The sequence below is a fragment of the Mesorhizobium sp. M7A.T.Ca.US.000.02.2.1 genome, assembly GCF_003996995.1.
Lineage (GTDB): Bacteria > Pseudomonadota > Alphaproteobacteria > Rhizobiales > Rhizobiaceae > Mesorhizobium.
Genome location: NZ_RZTT01000091.1, coordinates 1 through 17,127, shown reverse-complemented (window position 1 = coordinate 17,127; position 17,127 = coordinate 1). Strand labels below are relative to the sequence as shown.

Below are 17,127 nucleotides of genomic sequence, written 5' to 3'. Positions count from 1 at the left end.
CTCCTTCAACTGACCCTGCGGCGCCGGCTCGAAATCCCAGCAATATATTTTCGATTAACCGTCCGGTTTAGCCCTTTGGTAGGGACTTGCCCGCATATTCGCTCGCAGATGGCGGGTGATCGATTTTGAGAGATCATGGGCATGATGCCGCACCGTCATACCGGTAGAGCCGGTATGTAAAAAATACCTGTAAAATCAAGGTCCGAGTACCATGTCCAGCATCATGACGAACAGCGCCGCATTGACGGCCCTGCAGAGCCTCAACGCCACCAGCAAATCCCTCACCGACACCCAGGCCCGCATCTCGACCGGTTACAAGGTCTCGCAGGCTTCGGACAACGCCGCTTACTGGTCGATCGCCACCACGATGCGCTCCGACAACCAGGCAATGTCCACCGTTTCGGACGCTCTCGGCCTCGGCGCCTCTAAGGTCGACACAGCCTATACCGGCATGAGTAGCGCGATCGATACGATCAACCAGATCAAGACCAAGCTGGTCGCGTCCTACGGCCAGACGGACGCCTCCAAGGAAAAGACCCAGGTCGAAATCGCCGCCCTTCAGAACCAGTTGAAGGCCTACGCCGATGGCGCCACCTTCTCCGGCACCAACATGCTTTCGGTGTCCACTGCGACAGGCACCGCGGCCGACGTGAAGATTGTTTCGGCCTTCAACCGCGACGCGACCGGCGCGGCTTCGATCTCCACGATCGATGTCAATGTGGAAAGCATCAAGCTGTACGATGCCGGCGCGGCACCAACCGCCAAGGGCATTCTCGACACGGCCCGCCTCGGCACCACGGGCGCTGCTGTTGCCACGGCCTCGGCACCGACGTTGGGCGCTGCCGCAGCGGTTACCGACACCTATTCGGTTGCCTCGCTGACTATCTTCTCGGGTGGCACGGCCGCCAGCGATAGCCAGATCGCGCAGCAGATGAACGTCGTCGATGCCGCGCTCAAGGCCATGACCAACGCCGCCACCACGCTCGGCGCCGCCAAGAGCAGTATCGACCTGCAGAAGACCTTCACCTCGAACCTGATGGACTCCATCGATCGCGGTGTCGGCCAGCTCGTCGATGCCGACATGAACAAGGAATCGACCCGTCTCCAGGCCCTGCAGGTCCAGCAGCAGCTCGGCATCCAGGCGCTGTCGATCGCCAACGGTTCGTCGCAGTCGATCCTGTCGCTCTTCCGCGGCTAATCGCATCCGCCAACTTGCACTAAAATCGGGCCGCGCCAAAAGCGCGGCCCGATTTCGTTTGCTCGGACCGCGCGCAACGCTCTGTCGTTAACTCTCGAAAGGCCGCGTTTAACAGGCTGTTAACCATGTCCCGCTAATTATGGTTAACCAATAGCTTACAACGGTTGGCGAATCGGCCCTACTGGCACGATACCACGGTTGAAGCAGGCCTATCCGGCATGTCTGAGCATGCCGGCCTTTGAGAAGGAGCGACTTTCTTGGCGAGTATCATGACCAACGCCGCGGCGTTAACCGCGCTTCAAAGCCTCAGCGCCACCAACAAGTCACTCGAGCAGACACAGGCCCGCATATCGACGGGCTACCGTGTCTCGCAAGCTTCGGACAACGCGGCCTACTGGTCGATCGCCACCACGATGCGCTCCGACAACCAGGCCCTGTCGACGGTGCAGGATGCACTCGGCCTCGGCGCCTCGAAAGTCGACACCGCCTACACCGGCATGAACAATGTGCTGACAACGATCGGCCAGATCAAGACCAAGCTGCTTTCGACCGTCGGCCAGACGGACGCAGCCAAGGCAAAGACGCAGACCGAGATCAAAGCGCTTCAGGCGCAGATGAAGTCGTTCGCCGATGCGGCCACCTTTTCAGGCTCGAACTTCCTGGCGGTGACCTCAAAGCAGGTTGCGGCCGCCAATGACGGCGTCCAGCCCGATTCCCAGATCGTGTCCTCATTCAATCGTTCCTCATCCGGCGCCATCTCGATCGGGACGATCGATATCGATGTCGAGAGCACCAAGCTTTTCGATTATGGCCTGGCCACGGACGTGAAGAATTACGGCACGCTCGATCGCCAGACGTCCGTTTATTCCACGGGGGCGGCCCAGACCCTGTATGACAACGCCTATGCGACTGTGATCGCGGGCGGAGGAACGGACATCGCCGCGAACACCGCCGGCCAGACGGCGGCTGGAGCGGTCGCCAAGGTGGACAATATCTCCGCCTACAACCTCGATATCACGGCACCAGGCATTACCGACGACATCATCACGCAGATGGTGAACAGGATCGATAACGTCATGGCCCAGCTGACTGACTCCGCCACCATCCTCGGTTCGGCCAAGAGCAGCATCGACCTGCAGAAGACGTTCACCCAGAGTTTGATGGACTCCATCGACCGCGGCGTCGGCCAGCTTGTCGATGCCGACATGAACAAGGAATCGACCCGGCTCCAGGCACTGCAGGTTCAGCAGCAGCTCGGCGTCCAGGCGCTGTCGATCGCCAACAGCGCCTCGCAGTCGATCCTGTCTCTGTTCAAGAGCTGATCACGGGCGCCACCGGCGCCGTCCTTTCCAACAGATAATCGGGCCGCGCCGCCAGCGCGGCCCGATTTCATTTTCGCACAAGCTTCGAAGACTAGAGTTCCGGCGGACAATCATGCTGGGAGTCGTTGAACCGTGCCGGAACAGATCCAGAGCATCATCTCGAATCTCCGCGGGTTTGGCGTGAAGCGCCTCGCCATGCTGGCGGGCATCGCCGTTCTGGTGATGGGCGTCATCGGCATCGCCTCGGTCTATCTCAACCGCCCCGCCTATGACACGCTCTATGTGGGACTAGACCGCGCCGACGTGAACCAGATCGGCCTGGTGCTGGGCGAAGCCGGCATCGGCTTCGATGTCGGCGCCGATGGAACCTCGGTTCTGGTGCCGGCCGGCACCACCGCTCAGGCCCGCATGCTGCTTGCCGAAAAGGGCCTGCCGACCAGCGCCAATGCCGGCTACGAATTGTTCGACAATGTCGGCTCGCTCGGCCTCACCTCCTTCATGCAGCAGATCACCCGCGTGCGCGCGCTGGAAGGCGAGATCGCCCGCACCATCCAGTCCATATCGGGCATCAAGGCTGCGCGGGTCCACATCGTCATGTCAGAACGGGCCAATTTCCGCCGCGACGAGCAGCAGCCCTCGGCCTCCGTGGTCATCCGCTACGCCGGCATCGACGCCGAGAAGAGCGCCATGTCGATCCGCCATCTCGTCGCCGCCGCCGTTCCCGGCCTGTCGGCAGACAAGGTGACTGTTCTCGATTCCAGCGGCAATCTGCTGGCCGCGGGCGACGATCCTTCCAACACCAGCGCCGCCCGCACGCTCGGCGTCGAGCAGACCGTGGAGGCGCAGATCGGAGACAACATCCGCCGTGCGCTGACGGCCTATCTCGGCCCCGACAATTTCCGCGCCAGCGTCAAGGCCGAGGTCAACACCGACACCCGCCAGACGGAAGAGACCATCTTCGATCCGAATTCCCGCGTCGAACGCTCGGTGCAGTCGGTGCGGGCCAACGAGAACAACAACCAGAAGCAGGCTTCCACTCCGGCCAGCGTCGAGCAGAACCTGCCCGAGACCCAGGCAACCGCCACCGATGGTCCGCAATCCTCCTCGCAGAACGACCGCAGGGAAGAGATCACCAACTACGAGATCAATTCCAAGAAGATCGCCACGGTCTCAAACGGCTACACCGTCACCAAGATGTCGATTGCCGTGGTCGTCAATCAGCAACGGCTGACGGCCATCCTCGGCAAGGACGCCACGCCGGAGCAGATCGCCATGCGCGTCGCCGAGATCCAGAAGATGGTCACGTCCGCTACCGGCCTTGACGAAAAGCGCGGCGACATCATCGACGTCTCGGCGGTCGAGTTCATCGACGGCCTGGATGGCGAGGCGATCCCGCAGGCGGGAATGCTCGATTCGATCGGCCAGCATGCCGGCACGATGATCAATGCCGGTGCCTTCATCGTCGTGGTGTTCCTGGTCGCCTTCTTCGGCCTGAGGCCGATGGCCGTGGCGCTGACGGCAAAGGCTACTCCGGCCCTGGCAGGTCCCAGCTTCGACGACGTCCAGCGCTCGCTGCCGACGCCGGAGGCAATGGCGGCCACCGACAGTGCCGCGATTGGGACCTTGCCAGGCACACGCCCAGGCCCCACGCCGCTCGACGATCTTCGCCAGAAGATCCGGCCGGCGCCGCAGGACAGGCTTGCCAGGATGGTCGATCTCAACGAGGAGCGCACCGCGCAGATCCTGCGCAAATGGGCCGCCCAGGAAGTGGCGGTGTAAACCATGCCCTCCGTAGCCCTCTTCGACCTTCTGCCTGATTTCGGGACGCGCGCGCAACGTGCCGGCCAGTCCCGGGCAGCAATCGATCCCGAACACAAGCCCGAGACGCCGGCGCCGCAGGCCGATATCGGCACGCTGATCGCCGAGGCGGTTGCCCAGGCGGAGGCAGCGCTGGAGGTCCGCCTGTCGGCTGCGCATGACGCCGCGCTCGAAGCCGAACGCCAGGCCAATGCCGAGGAAGCAAGGATATTTCTCGAAAGCCTCGGCGACGATGTCGGCAAGGCGGTCTCGTTGCGCATCGATGCCATGGAGGCGCGCGTCACCGGACTTGTCGCCGCCACGGTCGCCCGCATCATCGGCGGCATCGTCAGCGACGATCTGCAGAAACGTTCGATCGAGGCATTGGCCGGCGCCATCCGCGAAGCGGTCGGCGATGCTGAAGCGGTGCGCATCGTCGTGCGCGGCCCGCTCTCGATGTTCGAAACACTGAAGGCGTCGCTCGGACCCGGCGCCGCCAATCTCGATTTTGTCGAGGCGCCAGGTTTCGACCTGACCGTCGCCATCGACGAAGCAGTGTTCGAGACGCGCATGGCCGAATGGTCGACGGCCCTCTCGGAGGTCCTGGCATGAGCGTCGCAGACGCCGACCACGGCCGCCACGAGATCATCATCGTGCGGCGCAGCCATGACGACCATGACGAGGCCCACCATGGCGGCGTCTGGAAGATCGCCTTCGCCGACTTCATGACGGCCATGATGTGCTTCTTCCTGGTCATGTGGCTGATCAACGCCGCCAACGAGCAGACCAAGGCAGCCGTCGCCAGCTACTTCAACCCGGTCAAGCTGGTCGACCGCAATTCGAGCCGCAAGGGCTTGGAGGATCTCGGCGACGGTCCGCGCGCCATGGGGCTGACGGCCGACGATCCGCAAGAGGCGACCAGCAAAGCCGGACAGAACGGCAATGCCGGCGCGGGCGCGTCGGACCACAAGCAGGACAAGCAGGAGCCGCAACAGGCGGAACGCTCCGACGACCATCTCTTCGCCGACCCCTACGCGGTGCTTTCGGAAATCGCCGCGGATACCGGCGTCATGCAGAATGTCAGCCAGAAAGGCGACGGCGGCGTGCAGGCTGCCGGCCCGGCTACCGGCGCCTCCGGTGGCGCCTCCTACCGCGATCCCTTCGAGCCGGATTTCTGGTCGCAGCAGGTAGCGGCGCCCGGCGCCGAAGCCAGCGCCGAGCGCACCAAAGTCGAGGGCGATCCGGCCAAGCCCGGCGACAAGACCGCCGAAACCCAAGTGCTCAAAGTCAAAGCCGTGCCGCCTGTCGCCGCACCGCTCGAGCCGCTGGCTAAGGACGCGACCGGCAAGCAGGCCGCGTACCCTGCCACGGCAATGGCCGGCGAGACCAAGCCGGACGGCACCACGGTCGCGGGCGCAGCCAAGGCAGAGCCTGAGGCGCAAAAGGCCGCCAAGCCCGACATCGGCGAGAAGGCGCCAACCGCGGCTGCCGTCAAGGCAGCTGCCGACGTCAAGCGGCAGCTGGCCGATGCCTTCAAGCCCGGCGACAAGCTGCACGACGGCGTCTCGGTCGAAGCCACCGACAAGGGGATTGTCATCTCGATCACCGATCAGCTCGACTTCGGCATGTTCGAGGTCGGCTCGGCATTGCCGAGACGCGAACTGGTGCTGGCGATGGAGAAGATCGGCCGCATCGTCAACAGCCAGAAGGGCACCATCAGCATCAACGGCCACACCGATGCCCGGCCGTTCCGCGGCGACAGCTACGACAATTGGCGGCTGTCGACGGCGCGCGCGCATTCCGCCTACTACATGCTCGTGCGCGGCGGCGTCGACGAACGCCGCATCACCGAGGTCGCCGGCTTCGCCGACCGCCAGCCGAAGGTAGCAGCCGATCCATTGGCGGCCGCGAACCGTCGCATCGAGATCCTGATGGCGACCGGCGGATGAAGCGAGCGGCCGTCACCCGCCGGTTGATTGGTCTGTTGCTGCTGGCCGGCGGACACCCGTCGGCCGGTTTCGCCCAGGACGCGCTGCAGCCGTATCAGCTGGTGCGCTCGCTGCAACTCATCCAGGACCGCATAGCCGCCGGCGATCATGCCGCCTTGCCGATGCAAGCCAAGCTGCTGGAGATGGCGGATGCGCGCCTGCGGGCGGCGAATGCCGAGGACTACAAGGATCCCAAGAACTTTCGAGCCCTGCTTGTCTACGGCATGAGCGGCGGCAACCCGGTGACCGTCGAAGCGGCCACGTCGCGCGCTACGACGGATCCGCAAAGCCTTGCCATCGCCAAAGGCGTGATTGATTACCTCAACGGCCGGCCCGGCGAGGCTATCGAAGCCTTGAGGCCGATCGATCCCATGGCGCTGCCTCCGGATCTCGGCGCCTTCCTCGCTTTGGTCAAAGGCTCACTGCTTGCCGGTGATCAGCCGGCGACCGCACTCCGTCTGCTCGACGAGGCAAGATTGCTCAGCCCCGGCACGCTGGTCGAGGAAGCGGCACTTCGCCGTTCGGTCGGCCTTGCAGTCGCGCAAGGCGACGCGGCACGCTTCGCCCTTGCTTCCACCCAATATGTCGAGCGCTACCTCTATTCGCCCTATGCCAGCCAGTTCGCCGACTCCTTCGTCTCCGGCGTCATCGCGCTGCACATGTCGATCAGCCAGGACAAGCTGGGCGACATCACCTCGATGATGGATCCCGAGCGCGAGAAGGTGATCTATCTGCGCATCGCCCGCCGGGCCGCGGTAGACGGCCTGAACGACTTGTCGGCCTTCGCTTCGGCGCGGGCGGAACAGGGCCGCGACGGCAACACCAATCAGGACGATCCACGCGCCCTGCTCTATGCCAGCCTTTCCACCGTCACCTCGGGGACAATCGAGGACGTTCGTGCCAAGCTCGGCAAGATCGACCGCAGCCGGCTGTCGGAGGGCGACCGCGCTTTGCTCGACGCCGCGCAGGCCATTGCCGGCGAGGTCGTCGCGCCGCCCACCGCCCTTCCGGCGGAAAAGCCTGCCCCAGTTCCTGCCGCCGCCGCGCAGCCGGTGCCCGAGATCGCCACGGCGCAAGGCGCCGATGACAGTGGCCTGCCACCGGTCGAAGGCGCCATCTCGGAGCAACCCGCCGTCACCGCGGCCTCCAGCGGACCAGCCGCCAATGCGCCGGACACGGCAGCAGCGGCATCCCCCGACCCTGCGACTGTCATGCCGGCGTCGGCACCGTCACCCGCAGCCGGTCCAGAGCCCGCCGATCCGACCGACGCCGCCATGACCAGAACACGTCGACAGCTCGACCTGATCGACCAGATGCTTGGAGCCGCCCCCAAATGACCACCAGCCTCGGCTCGGCCTTGCCAGGATTTGCCTCCACGCGCGCGACGTCGGAGCAGCCGGCCGCGAACGGCAGGAACGATGACCCCGGCTTCGGCAAGATGCTGCGCGACGATGCCGGTGCTGCCCGCCCGGAACGGCAGCCGTCGACAGAGGCGGGATCGCGCGACCAGCGCTGGAGCAAGCTCGCGGCCGGCCTTGCCGGGCATGACGCCAAGGCCGAACCAGCATCGGCCGAGCCCGCAAGGACCATCTCGGCCAAAGTGGCAAACGTGAAAACCGGCAAGGACGATTTGGAAGCAAACGCGAAGGCCGACGCTGAAGAGACGGCGCCGGACGCCGAGCCGCTTCAGGACGACCTGCCGCTGCTGATCGCGTTTCATGACCTGCGGCATTTCTCGACAACGGCCAAGGCAGCCGGAGGCAATACGATGACCGGCGAGAATCTGTCGGACCCGGCGCTCGATGGGCAGGCTTCACTGCCAAAGACCTACCGGCCAAAATCCGCAGGCGGACGCGAAGCACTCGAAACCATGCCGAAGCCGGAGCAGGCGTCGATCGTCGACGGACCTTTGACGGCGCTTGACGGTCAGTCACTGAGCGCTGCCTCCAGCGCGCCAGAACGCGACGCCGCGGCGGCGGCCCAGAAGCTGCCGGACGCACCGGCCGCCGATGTGCCCGGCGTGCGGTCGAAGCACGCCGCGAATGCGATGAAGAGCATCGAGGATGTCCAGTCCTCGATGCGTCCCGAAGCGGGAAAACAGTCCCTGCCCACTGCGCGCATCGACGTGGTGTCGGAACGGAGCTTCCCCGCACTGCCGCAGAGTCCTATCAGCCAGGCAGCCCTCAATGTGATCAACGCCATAGCCACCGACGCCGGGCCGCAAAAGGCGCTTTCAGCCTCACCCACGTCCACCCATCTGGCCAGCTCTGTTGCCGTTCCGACACATGTGTTGAAGATCGAACTCCACCCCGCCGAACTCGGCATGGTGACGGCCAATCTTCGCCTCTCCGGGGAACAACTCTCGATTGAGCTGAAGCCGGAAACGCACGACGCTTATCGTCGGCTGTCGGCCGACAGCGAGGCCATCGTCAAGTCGCTGCGGGGGCTCGGCTTCGAGGTTGACAAGGTCACGATACTGCAACCTTCGGTAGCAGTTCCCGCTACAACCCGGGCGGATGCAACCGCTCCTATGGCGGCGGCGACAGGCCGCGATCCAGCATCCTTTCAACCGGGGAATTCGGGCAGCGGCAATGGTGGAGCCGGCGGCCAGCAACCGGGCCAGCAATCCTCAGGGAAACGCAACGATGACGCGCAGGACTACGGCCGCGGCACTTCGCCTGCTCGCGAGCGCGCTGGCGGCGATATCTTTATCAAGCGCGGCAAACGCCGCCGCAGCCGCGGCCAATCCCTGCGAGCCGGAGATCCTGCGCGCCGCCGATCGTTATGGCGTACCCGCCGGCATCCTCTATGCCGTTGGCCTGACGGAGACCGGAAACAAGGGCAGCCTTCAACCCAATGCCTTGAATATAGAAGGAAAAGCAGTCTTTCCGAGGAGCCGGACCGAGGCCCTTGCCGCCTTCGCCAATGCCCGGCGCGAGGGCAAGACCCTGATCGATCTGGGCTGCATGCAGATCAATCACCACTACCACGCATCGCATTTTCGCAGCGTCGAGGACATGCTCGACCCACGCCAGAACGTCGACTATGCGGCGCGCTTCCTGGCCAGCCTTCATGCCCGTCACGAGACCTGGTCTATGGCCGTGGCCCGCTATCATGCCGGTCCCGACAACGACCCGGCGCAGAAGATCTATGTCTGCCGCGTCATTGCCAACATGGTCGCCACCGGCTTTGGAAAATGGACCGCGAACGCCCGCGGATTCTGCAACCCGTAAGCGCATTTCCCGTTACTAATAGACAAACCGTACAACCCGAATTGTTGGTTTGACTTGGTCAGAACTTGCCGCCGAAAGCACATCTGGCCGCCCGCTAATGCAACCGAAACGATTCCAGACTCCCAAGAAACTAGCTACAAGAAATGACGGTTGTTCAGGATTCCCGCCAGCGGATACGCCTCTCTTCACGGGGCAAATGATTTGATTCGGAAGGCGGGGCCGATGATTGTGATCGTTGACGAGCGCGAGCTCGTAACAGAGGGATACAATTCACTTTTCGATCGTGAGGGCATCGCCTGTGCAGGCTTTGCGTCCGGGGAATTCGGTGAGTGGGTGAACTCTGCCGCAGACACCGATCTACGCTCGGTCCGGGCCTTCCTCATCGGCGACTGCCGCGAGGGTTCCATCTCTCCGCGCCAGATCCGCGACCGCACCGGCGCCCCGGTGATTGCGCTCAGCGAACAGCATTCGCTGGAGAACACGCTCCGGTTGTTCGAGAGCGGCGTCGACGACGTCATTCGCAAGCCCGTCCATATCCGCGAGATCCTGGCCCGCATCACCGCCATCCGCCGCCGCGCCCTGGAAGACGTCGCCTACACCGAGATCGGCGCCATGCGCATCTTCATGGATGGCCGCGACCCCGAGATCGACGGTCAGCCCCTCCCCCTGCCGCGCCGTGAACGCCGCATCCTCGAATATCTGGCGAGCAATCGCGGGCGCCGTGTCACCAAGACCCAGGTTTTCAACGCCATCTACGGCATCTTCGACGAAGAGGTCGAGGAGAACGTGGTGGAAAGCCACATCAGCAAACTGCGCAAGAAGCTGCGCGAGAAGCTGGGCACCGACCCGATCGATTCCAAGCGTTTCCTCGGCTACCGGCTCGTCTTCTGATGCAGCGCCGCGCCAGCCTCGCGCAAGAAAACATGCGTAGCCTAGTAGCCAGCAGCATGGACACAGCGGAGACGTTTCGATGAGCCTCTACGGAATGATGCGGACCGGCGTTTCCGGCATGAACGCCCAGGCAAACCGCCTATCGACGGTCGCCGACAACATCGCCAATTCCGACACCACCGGCTACAAGCGCTCCTCCGCCGAATTCTCGACGCTGGTCATGCCGTCGACCGGCGGTGCCTACAATTCCGGCGGCGTCACCACGACGATCCGCCAGGCGGTCAGCGATCCGGGTGTGCTTCAGTACACGACCTCGGTTTCCGACCTTGCCGTCAGCGGCGATGGCTTCTTTGTCGTCCAGGATCCGAGCGGCACCCCCTACCTGACCCGGGCCGGCGCTTTCGTTCCCGACGGTCAAGGCAGACTTGTCAACTCGGCCGGCTTCCAGCTGATGGCGTATAGCTACGACAACGGCGTACCGGCAGCGACGGTCAATGGCTTCGAGGGGTTGGTCCCGGTTGTCATCTCCGACCAGGGAATGACCGCAACGCCGAGCACCGAGGGCAGCTATGCCGGCAACCTGCCGGCCGGCGCGACACCGGTCGCGACCGCCAACCTGCCCGCCGCCAACGCTGCGACCGCGCAATACACGTCGAAATCCTCGATGGTCGCCTACGACAATCTCGGCAACAAGAAGCTGCTCGACGTCTATTTCACCAACACCGGCGCCGGCACCTGGCAGGTGGCGGTCTTCGATCAGTCGAAGGCCACCGCTGGAACATCGTTCCCCTACACCGCTGGCGGCTTGCTGGGCTCGGCCAACCTGACCTTCGACACCACCACCGGCAAGCTCACCGGCACGCCCACCGGCGTTTCATTTACCGTGCCGAACGGCGCCACCCTCAATCTCGATCTGTCTGCGCTGACCCAGCTTGGCGCCGGCTTCACGGTTTCCGATGCCCAGGTCAACGGCAACGCGCCGAGCACCATCGACAAGGTCCAGATCAGCAAGGACGGCACCATCTACGCACAGTACAAGGACGGTTCGACCAAGCCGCTCTACAAGATTCCGCTGGCCGACGTGCAGAGCCCGGACCAGCTCACCGCGCTGCCCGGCAACGTCTATTCGCAGGGCACCGAGTCCGGCGCGGTTCGTGTCGGCTTTGCCAATGAAGGCAAACTCGGCTCCATCATCTCCGGCGCGCTCGAGAATTCCAACGTCGACATCGCCGAAGAACTGACCAACATGATCGCGGCGCAGCGCAGCTACACCGCCAATTCGAAAGTCTTCCAGACCGGTTCCGATCTGATGGACGTCCTTGTCAACCTGAAGAGATAAGACGGGCGTCGCCCGCGAAAGACCCGCATGTCACTGTCTACCGCATTGAGTATCGCCCAGTCGGCGCTTATGAACACCGCGCGACAGACAAGCGTTGTCTCGCGCAACGTCGCCGACGCCTCCAACCCGGACTATTCGCGGCGCCAGGCCGTCGTCACCAGCACGGCGCCGGGCGCGCGTTCGGTCGATATCCAGCGCGCAGCCAACGAGCTTTTGTTTCGCCAGAATCTCGGCGCGCTATCGGCCTGGAGCGGGCAGAACGCGCTCTACAGCGGCATGGATCAGCTGGGCGTCGCGGTCAATGGCGTCGACAATGCGTCCTCGCCCTCGACCGCGATCGCCAACCTGCAGCAGGCGCTGCAGCTCTACGCCACCTCGCCGTCGAACCAGAACCTCGGCGCCTCGGTCATCGACGCCGCCAAACAGGTCGTGCGCTCGCTCAACGACGGCTCCAAGGCAGTCCAGGATTTCCGCACCCAGACCGACGGCCAGATCGCCACCGCCGTCGATGACCTGAACTCGCTGCTCAGCCAGTTCCAGGATGCCAACACGGCGGTCATGTCCGGAACCCGTTCCGGCACCGACGTTTCCGATGCGCTCGACCAGCGCGACGCGCTTTTGAAGAAGATTTCGAACTATGTCCCGGTGTCGACCTTCACGCGAGGCGACAATGACATGGTCATCACCACCGGCGACGGAACGACTTTGTTCGAGACGATACCGCGCACGGTCACCTTCGCGGCGTCGGCAGGCTATACCGCGGGTGCCGCCGGCAATGCCGTTTACATCGACAACGTGCCGATCTCGGCGGGAGCCGGTGGCAACACCAGCGCCAGCGGCACGCTTGCCGGCCTGCTGCAATTGCGCGACGGCGTCGCCTCGACCATGCAGAGCCAGCTCGACGAGACCGCGCGTGGCCTGATCACCGCTTTTGCCGAGACCGCACCCTCGATGGCCAATGCCGCCGGCCTGTTCACCTGGTCGGGAGCGCCGGCCGTGCCGGCCGCCGGCACGCTGGTCAACGGCCTTGCCGCGTCCATCCGCGTCAATTCGGCGATGGACCCGAGCACCGGCGGCAATCCGACGCTGCTGCGTGACGGCGGTGCCAATGGTGCAGCCTATGTCGCCAACACCGGCGGCGGCGCATCCTATTCCACCCTTCTGGTGGCCTATGGCGACCGGCTCGACCAGCCGATGACTTTCGACTCCGCCGCAGGGGTTTCGGCAACGTCCAGCGTATCCGACTACGCGGCCAATTCTATCGGCTGGTTCGAAGGCGTGCGCCAGCAGGCTTCGACCGCCTCCGACGCCAAGGAGGCACTGGCATCGCGCAGCGCCGAAGCGCTGTCCAACGCGACCGGGGTCAATGTCGACCAGGAAATGTCGTTGCTGCTCGACCTCGAACACACCTACCAGGCATCGGCCCGGATGATGAAAACCGTCGACGACATGCTGACGGCCTTGCTTAACGCGGTGGGATAATTCCATGACTTCAGTCTCCTCGGCCGCAATCTCCAATGCCATGCGCTCCCAGCAGATGCGCATGCAGGCCGAACTCGTCAAAGCCACGAAGGAAGCGTCGACCGGTAGGGTCGCCGATGTCGGGCTGGCTCTCGGAGGCCGCACCGCCCAGTCCGTCACCTTCTCGCGCGATCTCGACCGGCTCAACGTCATTATCGATTCCAACGGCCTGGTCGGCGCCAGGCTTTCCTCGACACAGACCTCGCTTGGCCAGCTCTCCGGCGCCGCTCAGACCTTCCTGTCCGCCCTGACCACCGCTTCCTCAAGCGACTCGTCCAACAGCCTCACCCGGGACTCCGGCAAGGCGACCATCCAGCAGCTGACCTCGATCCTCAACACCAGCGTCAATGGTGAATATCTGTTTGCCGGCACCAACACCGACGTCAAGCCGATCAACGATTTCACGGCTGCCGGCTCTCCCGCCAAGGCTGCATTCGATACCGCTTTCCTCACCAATTTCGGTTTCACCCAGGACGACCCGGCAGCGGCCAACATCACGGCCGCCCAGATGGACGATTTCATCACCAACGATGTCGCGCCGCTGTTCACGGGCGCGGGTTGGCAGGGCGACTGGTCGAACGCCACCGACCAGCAGATCGTCAGCCGCATCGCACTCAACGAAACCACACCGACTTCGACCAGCGCCAACAGCGATGGCATTCAGAAACTCGCCATGGCCGCAGCCATGGTCAGCAGCCTGATGTCCAGCAACATCAGCCAGGCGGCGAAGAATACGGTTGTCAGCCGCTCCACCACATTGGTCGGCGAAGCGCTGAGCGGCATTGGCCAGCTTCAATCCGAGACCGGCATCGTCCAGAAGCGGGTTTCCGATGCCAACGATCGGATGAAAACGCAGGTCGACCTTTTCGAACGGCACATTCTCGATCTGGAAGCCGTCGATCCGGCGGCAGCCGCGACACGGGTCGCGGACCTGACACAGCACATCGAAACGTCTTTCGCGTTGACCGCACGCCTGCAGCAGCTCAGCCTGTTGAATTACCTGACCTGACAACGCTTAACGGAACGGTAGAGCCCCAACGATGTACCAATTCTCCTACGCCGACATCCAGAGCAACTCCGTTGCCGACGCGAAGGACCGCGAGCGGGAGCTTCTGACCCGCTCGATCGACATGCTGGCGGCGGCAGCAGCGGCCGGCCACGATTCCATGGAAGCGATCGAGGCGCTTCACTTCACCAACCGCGTCTGGACCGCCTTCGTCGAGGATCTTGGCTCCAGCGACAACGCCCTGCCCAAGGAACTGCGCGCCAACCTCATTTCCATCGGCCTGTGGCTGCTGCGCGAGGCGGAGGACATCCGTCAGGGCCGCACCAACAATTTCGAAGGGTTGATCGAGGTGTCCCAGATCATCAGGGACGGCATTCAATGACCAACACGCTGAAGATATCGCTCAGGCCGAACGAAAAGATCTACATCAACGGCGCCGTCATCCGGGTCGACCGCAAGGTCACCGTCGAACTGATGAACGACGTCCAGTTCCTGCTCGAAAGCCACGTCATTCAGGCCGACGATGCCTCGACGCCGCTCAAGCAGCTTTATTTCATCCTGCAGGTCATGCTGATGAACCCGGCCGGCGCCGCCGCCGCGCGCGACATGTTCCGCCGTTCGCTGCCGCTGCTTCTGGCAAGCTTCGAGGACACCCAGATCTGCAGCGCGCTGAAACAGATCGACCGCATGGTCGGCGAGGATCATATCTACGAGGCGCTGAAGGCGATCCGCGCGCTTTATCCGCTCGAACGCCGCGCGCTGGGTGGTAATGACGATGTTTCGGGTGCCGAGCGCCCGCTGGCCGTGGGAGCACGATACTGATGAACGTGGACATGACGACGACGATTCCGACAGGCGCCAATCAGGCCACGGCGTCGACCTCGAAGACAGCGGTCGACTACCAGTCCTTCCTGAAGCTTCTGATCGCCGAGATGAAGAACCAGGATCCGACCAAGCCGATGGATTCGACGCAATATGTCGCCCAGCTCGCCACCTTCTCTCAGGTCGAGCAGTCGGTGCAGACCAATACCAAGCTCAATCAGATCATGCAGTCCTCGGCGCTGTCGCAGGCCGACGCACTGATCGGGCGCTCGATCACCTCCGCCGACGGCCTGACCACGGGCACCGTGGCTTCGGTGCGCCTCGCCAGCAACGGTCTCATCGCCGTGCTGCAGAACGGCACCGAAGTTGCGGTCGGTCCGGGAGTCTCGGTCAAGGCAGCAAGCTGACGCTTTCGGCAGAGAGCCAGTCCCATGAATGAGGCCGACGCTCTCGACATCGTCCAGTACGCGGTGTGGACGGTGCTCGTCGCGTCCGCTCCGGTGGTGCTGGTCGCCATGGCGGTCGGCATCGGCATCGCCCTCATCCAGGCGCTGACGCAGGTACAGGAGATCACCTTGACCTTCGTGCCGAAGATCGTCGCGATCATGCTGGTGGTGGCGTTGACCGGCCCCTTCATCGGCAGCCAGATATCGGCCTTCACCAACGTCATCTTCGAGCGCATCCAGAACGGGTTCTGAACCTGTTCCAGGATGGTGTGCCGAGGCATGCCGTTCGCAATTGTCTGAGGACAGACGCCGCCGATCCCAGCGGCACCTCCGGACCCACCGGCGGACAAGGCCTGGACCGCCTCTATCCCATTGTTGGACCATGCGCTTTTTTGCCCTTTGCGGCGCCATGCCCTACTTTCGGCAAACGGTCTGCGCAAACGGATTGTCTGACGAGCAGGCACGACATGGCAGGAACCCCAAATGATTGACGAAAAGCCGGACAGCGAGAGCGTCTCGGCGCTGGCGCCCTTCCGGCACGGCATTTTCCGCGCCGTGTGGGGCGCAAGCCTCGTCTCGAATTTCGGTGGCTTGATCCAGGGTGTCGGCGCCGCCTGGATGATGACCACGATCGCCACCTCGCCCTATCAGGTGGCCCTGGTCCAGGCTTCGACCACCTTGCCGATCATGCTGTTTGCACTCGTCGCCGGCGCCATCGCCGACAGTTTCGACCGGCGCAAGGTGATGCTGGTCGCCCAGACCTTCATGCTGGTGGTGTCGGTGCTTCTGACCCTGTTCACCTATTCAGGCCTGATCACGCCATGGACGCTGCTTGCCTTCACCTTCCTGATTGACAGCGGCACCGCGCTCAACAGCCCGTCATGGCAAGCCTCCGTCGGCGATATCGTTCCCCGCAACAAGGTGCCGGCAGCCGTCGCCCTCAATTCGATGGGCTTTAACCTGACGCGCAGCGTCGGTCCGGCAATCGGCGGCATCATCGTCGCCGCGGCCGGTGCCGCGGCCGCCTTCGCGGCGAACGCAGTGAGCTATATCGGCCTGATCGTCGTGCTGGCGCGCTGGAAGCCGAACGTGCCGGTATCGACCTTGCCGCGCGAGTCGCTGGGGGCTGCCATGGGCGCCGGCCTGCGCTATGTCGCCATGTCGCCCAACATCGGCAAGGTGCTGGTCAGGGGTGCTGCGTTCGGCTTCAGTGCAGGCGCTGTGCTTGCGTTGCTGCCTCTGGTGGCGCGCGATGTCGTCAAGGGCGATGCGCTCACCTATGGCATCATGCTCGGCGCCTTCGGCATCGGCGCGGTCGGCGGCGCCTTGATCAGCGTCAGGCTGCGGCAGTTGCTGTCCAGCGAGACGATGGTGCGCTGTGCTTTTGCCGGCTTCGCTGTCTGCGCCTTCAATGCCGCCGTCAGCCAGCATGCCTGGCAGACGTCGCTCGGCCTGCTTGTCGGCGGCGCCTGCTGGGTGATCGCGCTTTCGCATTTCAACGTCACGGTGCAGATGGCGACGCCGCGCTGGGTGGTCGGCCGGGTGCTGTCGGTCTACCAGACCG

Annotated in this window: 16 protein-coding genes and 1 pseudogene; all 17 read left to right on the top strand. The window is 63.9% G+C overall.

Annotated features, from left to right (window positions below):
- The first annotated feature begins 211 nt into the window (after positions 1–211).
- A complete protein-coding gene (locus tag EOD15_RS11510) occupies positions 212–1,198 on the top strand; it encodes a flagellin (protein WP_127271439.1) in 987 nt (328 codons plus the stop codon).
- A 257-nt stretch (positions 1,199–1,455) separates the two neighbouring features.
- The gene (locus EOD15_RS11505; RefSeq protein WP_127321825.1) at positions 1,456–2,520 is read left to right on the top strand and encodes a flagellin; all 1,065 of its coding nucleotides are present in this window, start codon (positions 1,456–1,458) and stop codon (positions 2,518–2,520) included.
- Between the two features lie 132 nt (positions 2,521–2,652).
- The gene (gene fliF, locus EOD15_RS11500; protein WP_127408496.1) at positions 2,653–4,299 is read left to right on the top strand and encodes a flagellar basal-body MS-ring/collar protein FliF; all 1,647 of its coding nucleotides are present in this window, start codon (positions 2,653–2,655) and stop codon (positions 4,297–4,299) included.
- A gap of 3 nt (positions 4,300–4,302) precedes the next feature.
- On the top strand, positions 4,303–4,929 hold the full coding sequence (locus EOD15_RS11495) for a hypothetical protein (RefSeq protein ID WP_127322518.1): 627 nt from the start codon (positions 4,303–4,305) through the stop codon (positions 4,927–4,929).
- The gene (locus tag EOD15_RS11490) at positions 4,926–6,266 is read left to right on the top strand and encodes a MotB family protein (protein ID WP_127322517.1); all 1,341 of its coding nucleotides are present in this window, start codon (positions 4,926–4,928) and stop codon (positions 6,264–6,266) included. The genes EOD15_RS11495 and EOD15_RS11490 overlap by 4 nt, the downstream gene beginning before the upstream one ends.
- Positions 6,263–7,642, top strand: a complete 1,380-nt coding sequence (locus tag EOD15_RS11485) for a chemotaxis protein MotC (RefSeq protein WP_127408495.1) — start codon at positions 6,263–6,265, stop codon at positions 7,640–7,642. Before EOD15_RS11490 ends, EOD15_RS11485 begins: the two co-directional genes overlap by 4 nt.
- Positions 7,639–8,769: pseudogene (locus EOD15_RS37345) on the top strand (flagellar hook-length control protein FliK); the annotation flags it as partial. The gene EOD15_RS11485 and the pseudogene EOD15_RS37345, both read left to right, overlap by 4 nt.
- Positions 8,770–8,950: 181 nt before the next feature.
- Positions 8,951–9,538, top strand: a complete 588-nt coding sequence (locus EOD15_RS11475; protein ID WP_050592657.1) for a transglycosylase SLT domain-containing protein — start codon at positions 8,951–8,953, stop codon at positions 9,536–9,538.
- 222 nt (positions 9,539–9,760) lie between these two features.
- A complete protein-coding gene (locus EOD15_RS11470; protein WP_127322242.1) occupies positions 9,761–10,429 on the top strand; it encodes a response regulator transcription factor in 669 nt (222 codons plus the stop codon).
- 79 nt (positions 10,430–10,508) lie between these two features.
- Complete coding sequence (locus tag EOD15_RS11465) at positions 10,509–11,768, top strand: flagellar hook protein FlgE (RefSeq protein WP_127322241.1); 1,260 nt, start codon at positions 10,509–10,511, stop codon at positions 11,766–11,768.
- Positions 11,769–11,795: 27 nt separating this feature from the next.
- Positions 11,796–13,250: a flagellar hook-associated protein FlgK gene (gene flgK / locus EOD15_RS11460; protein WP_127408494.1), complete on the top strand. Its 1,455-nt coding sequence runs from the start codon at positions 11,796–11,798 to the stop codon at positions 13,248–13,250.
- Positions 13,251–13,254: 4 nt separating this feature from the next.
- Complete coding sequence (locus EOD15_RS11455) at positions 13,255–14,298, top strand: flagellar hook-associated family protein (protein WP_127269451.1); 1,044 nt, start codon at positions 13,255–13,257, stop codon at positions 14,296–14,298.
- 31 nt (positions 14,299–14,329) lie between these two features.
- Positions 14,330–14,677 carry a flagellar biosynthesis regulator FlaF gene (gene flaF / locus EOD15_RS11450; RefSeq protein WP_023810018.1) on the top strand — a complete coding sequence of 116 codons (348 nt, stop codon included), beginning with the start codon at positions 14,330–14,332 and terminating at the stop codon, positions 14,675–14,677.
- A complete protein-coding gene (flbT, locus tag EOD15_RS11445; protein WP_127408493.1) occupies positions 14,674–15,117 on the top strand; it encodes a flagellar biosynthesis repressor FlbT in 444 nt (147 codons plus the stop codon). Before flaF ends, flbT begins: the two co-directional genes overlap by 4 nt.
- On the top strand, positions 15,117–15,524 hold the full coding sequence (gene flgD, locus EOD15_RS11440) for a flagellar hook assembly protein FlgD (RefSeq protein ID WP_013529774.1): 408 nt from the start codon (positions 15,117–15,119) through the stop codon (positions 15,522–15,524). Before flbT ends, flgD begins: the two co-directional genes overlap by 1 nt.
- Before the next feature lie 24 nt (positions 15,525–15,548).
- Positions 15,549–15,815, top strand: a complete 267-nt coding sequence (gene fliQ, locus EOD15_RS11435; RefSeq protein ID WP_023810020.1) for a flagellar biosynthesis protein FliQ — start codon at positions 15,549–15,551, stop codon at positions 15,813–15,815.
- A 231-nt stretch (positions 15,816–16,046) separates the two neighbouring features.
- Positions 16,047–17,127: MFS transporter (locus EOD15_RS11430; protein WP_127408492.1), on the top strand; the 1,081-nt coding region annotated here is incomplete at its 3' end.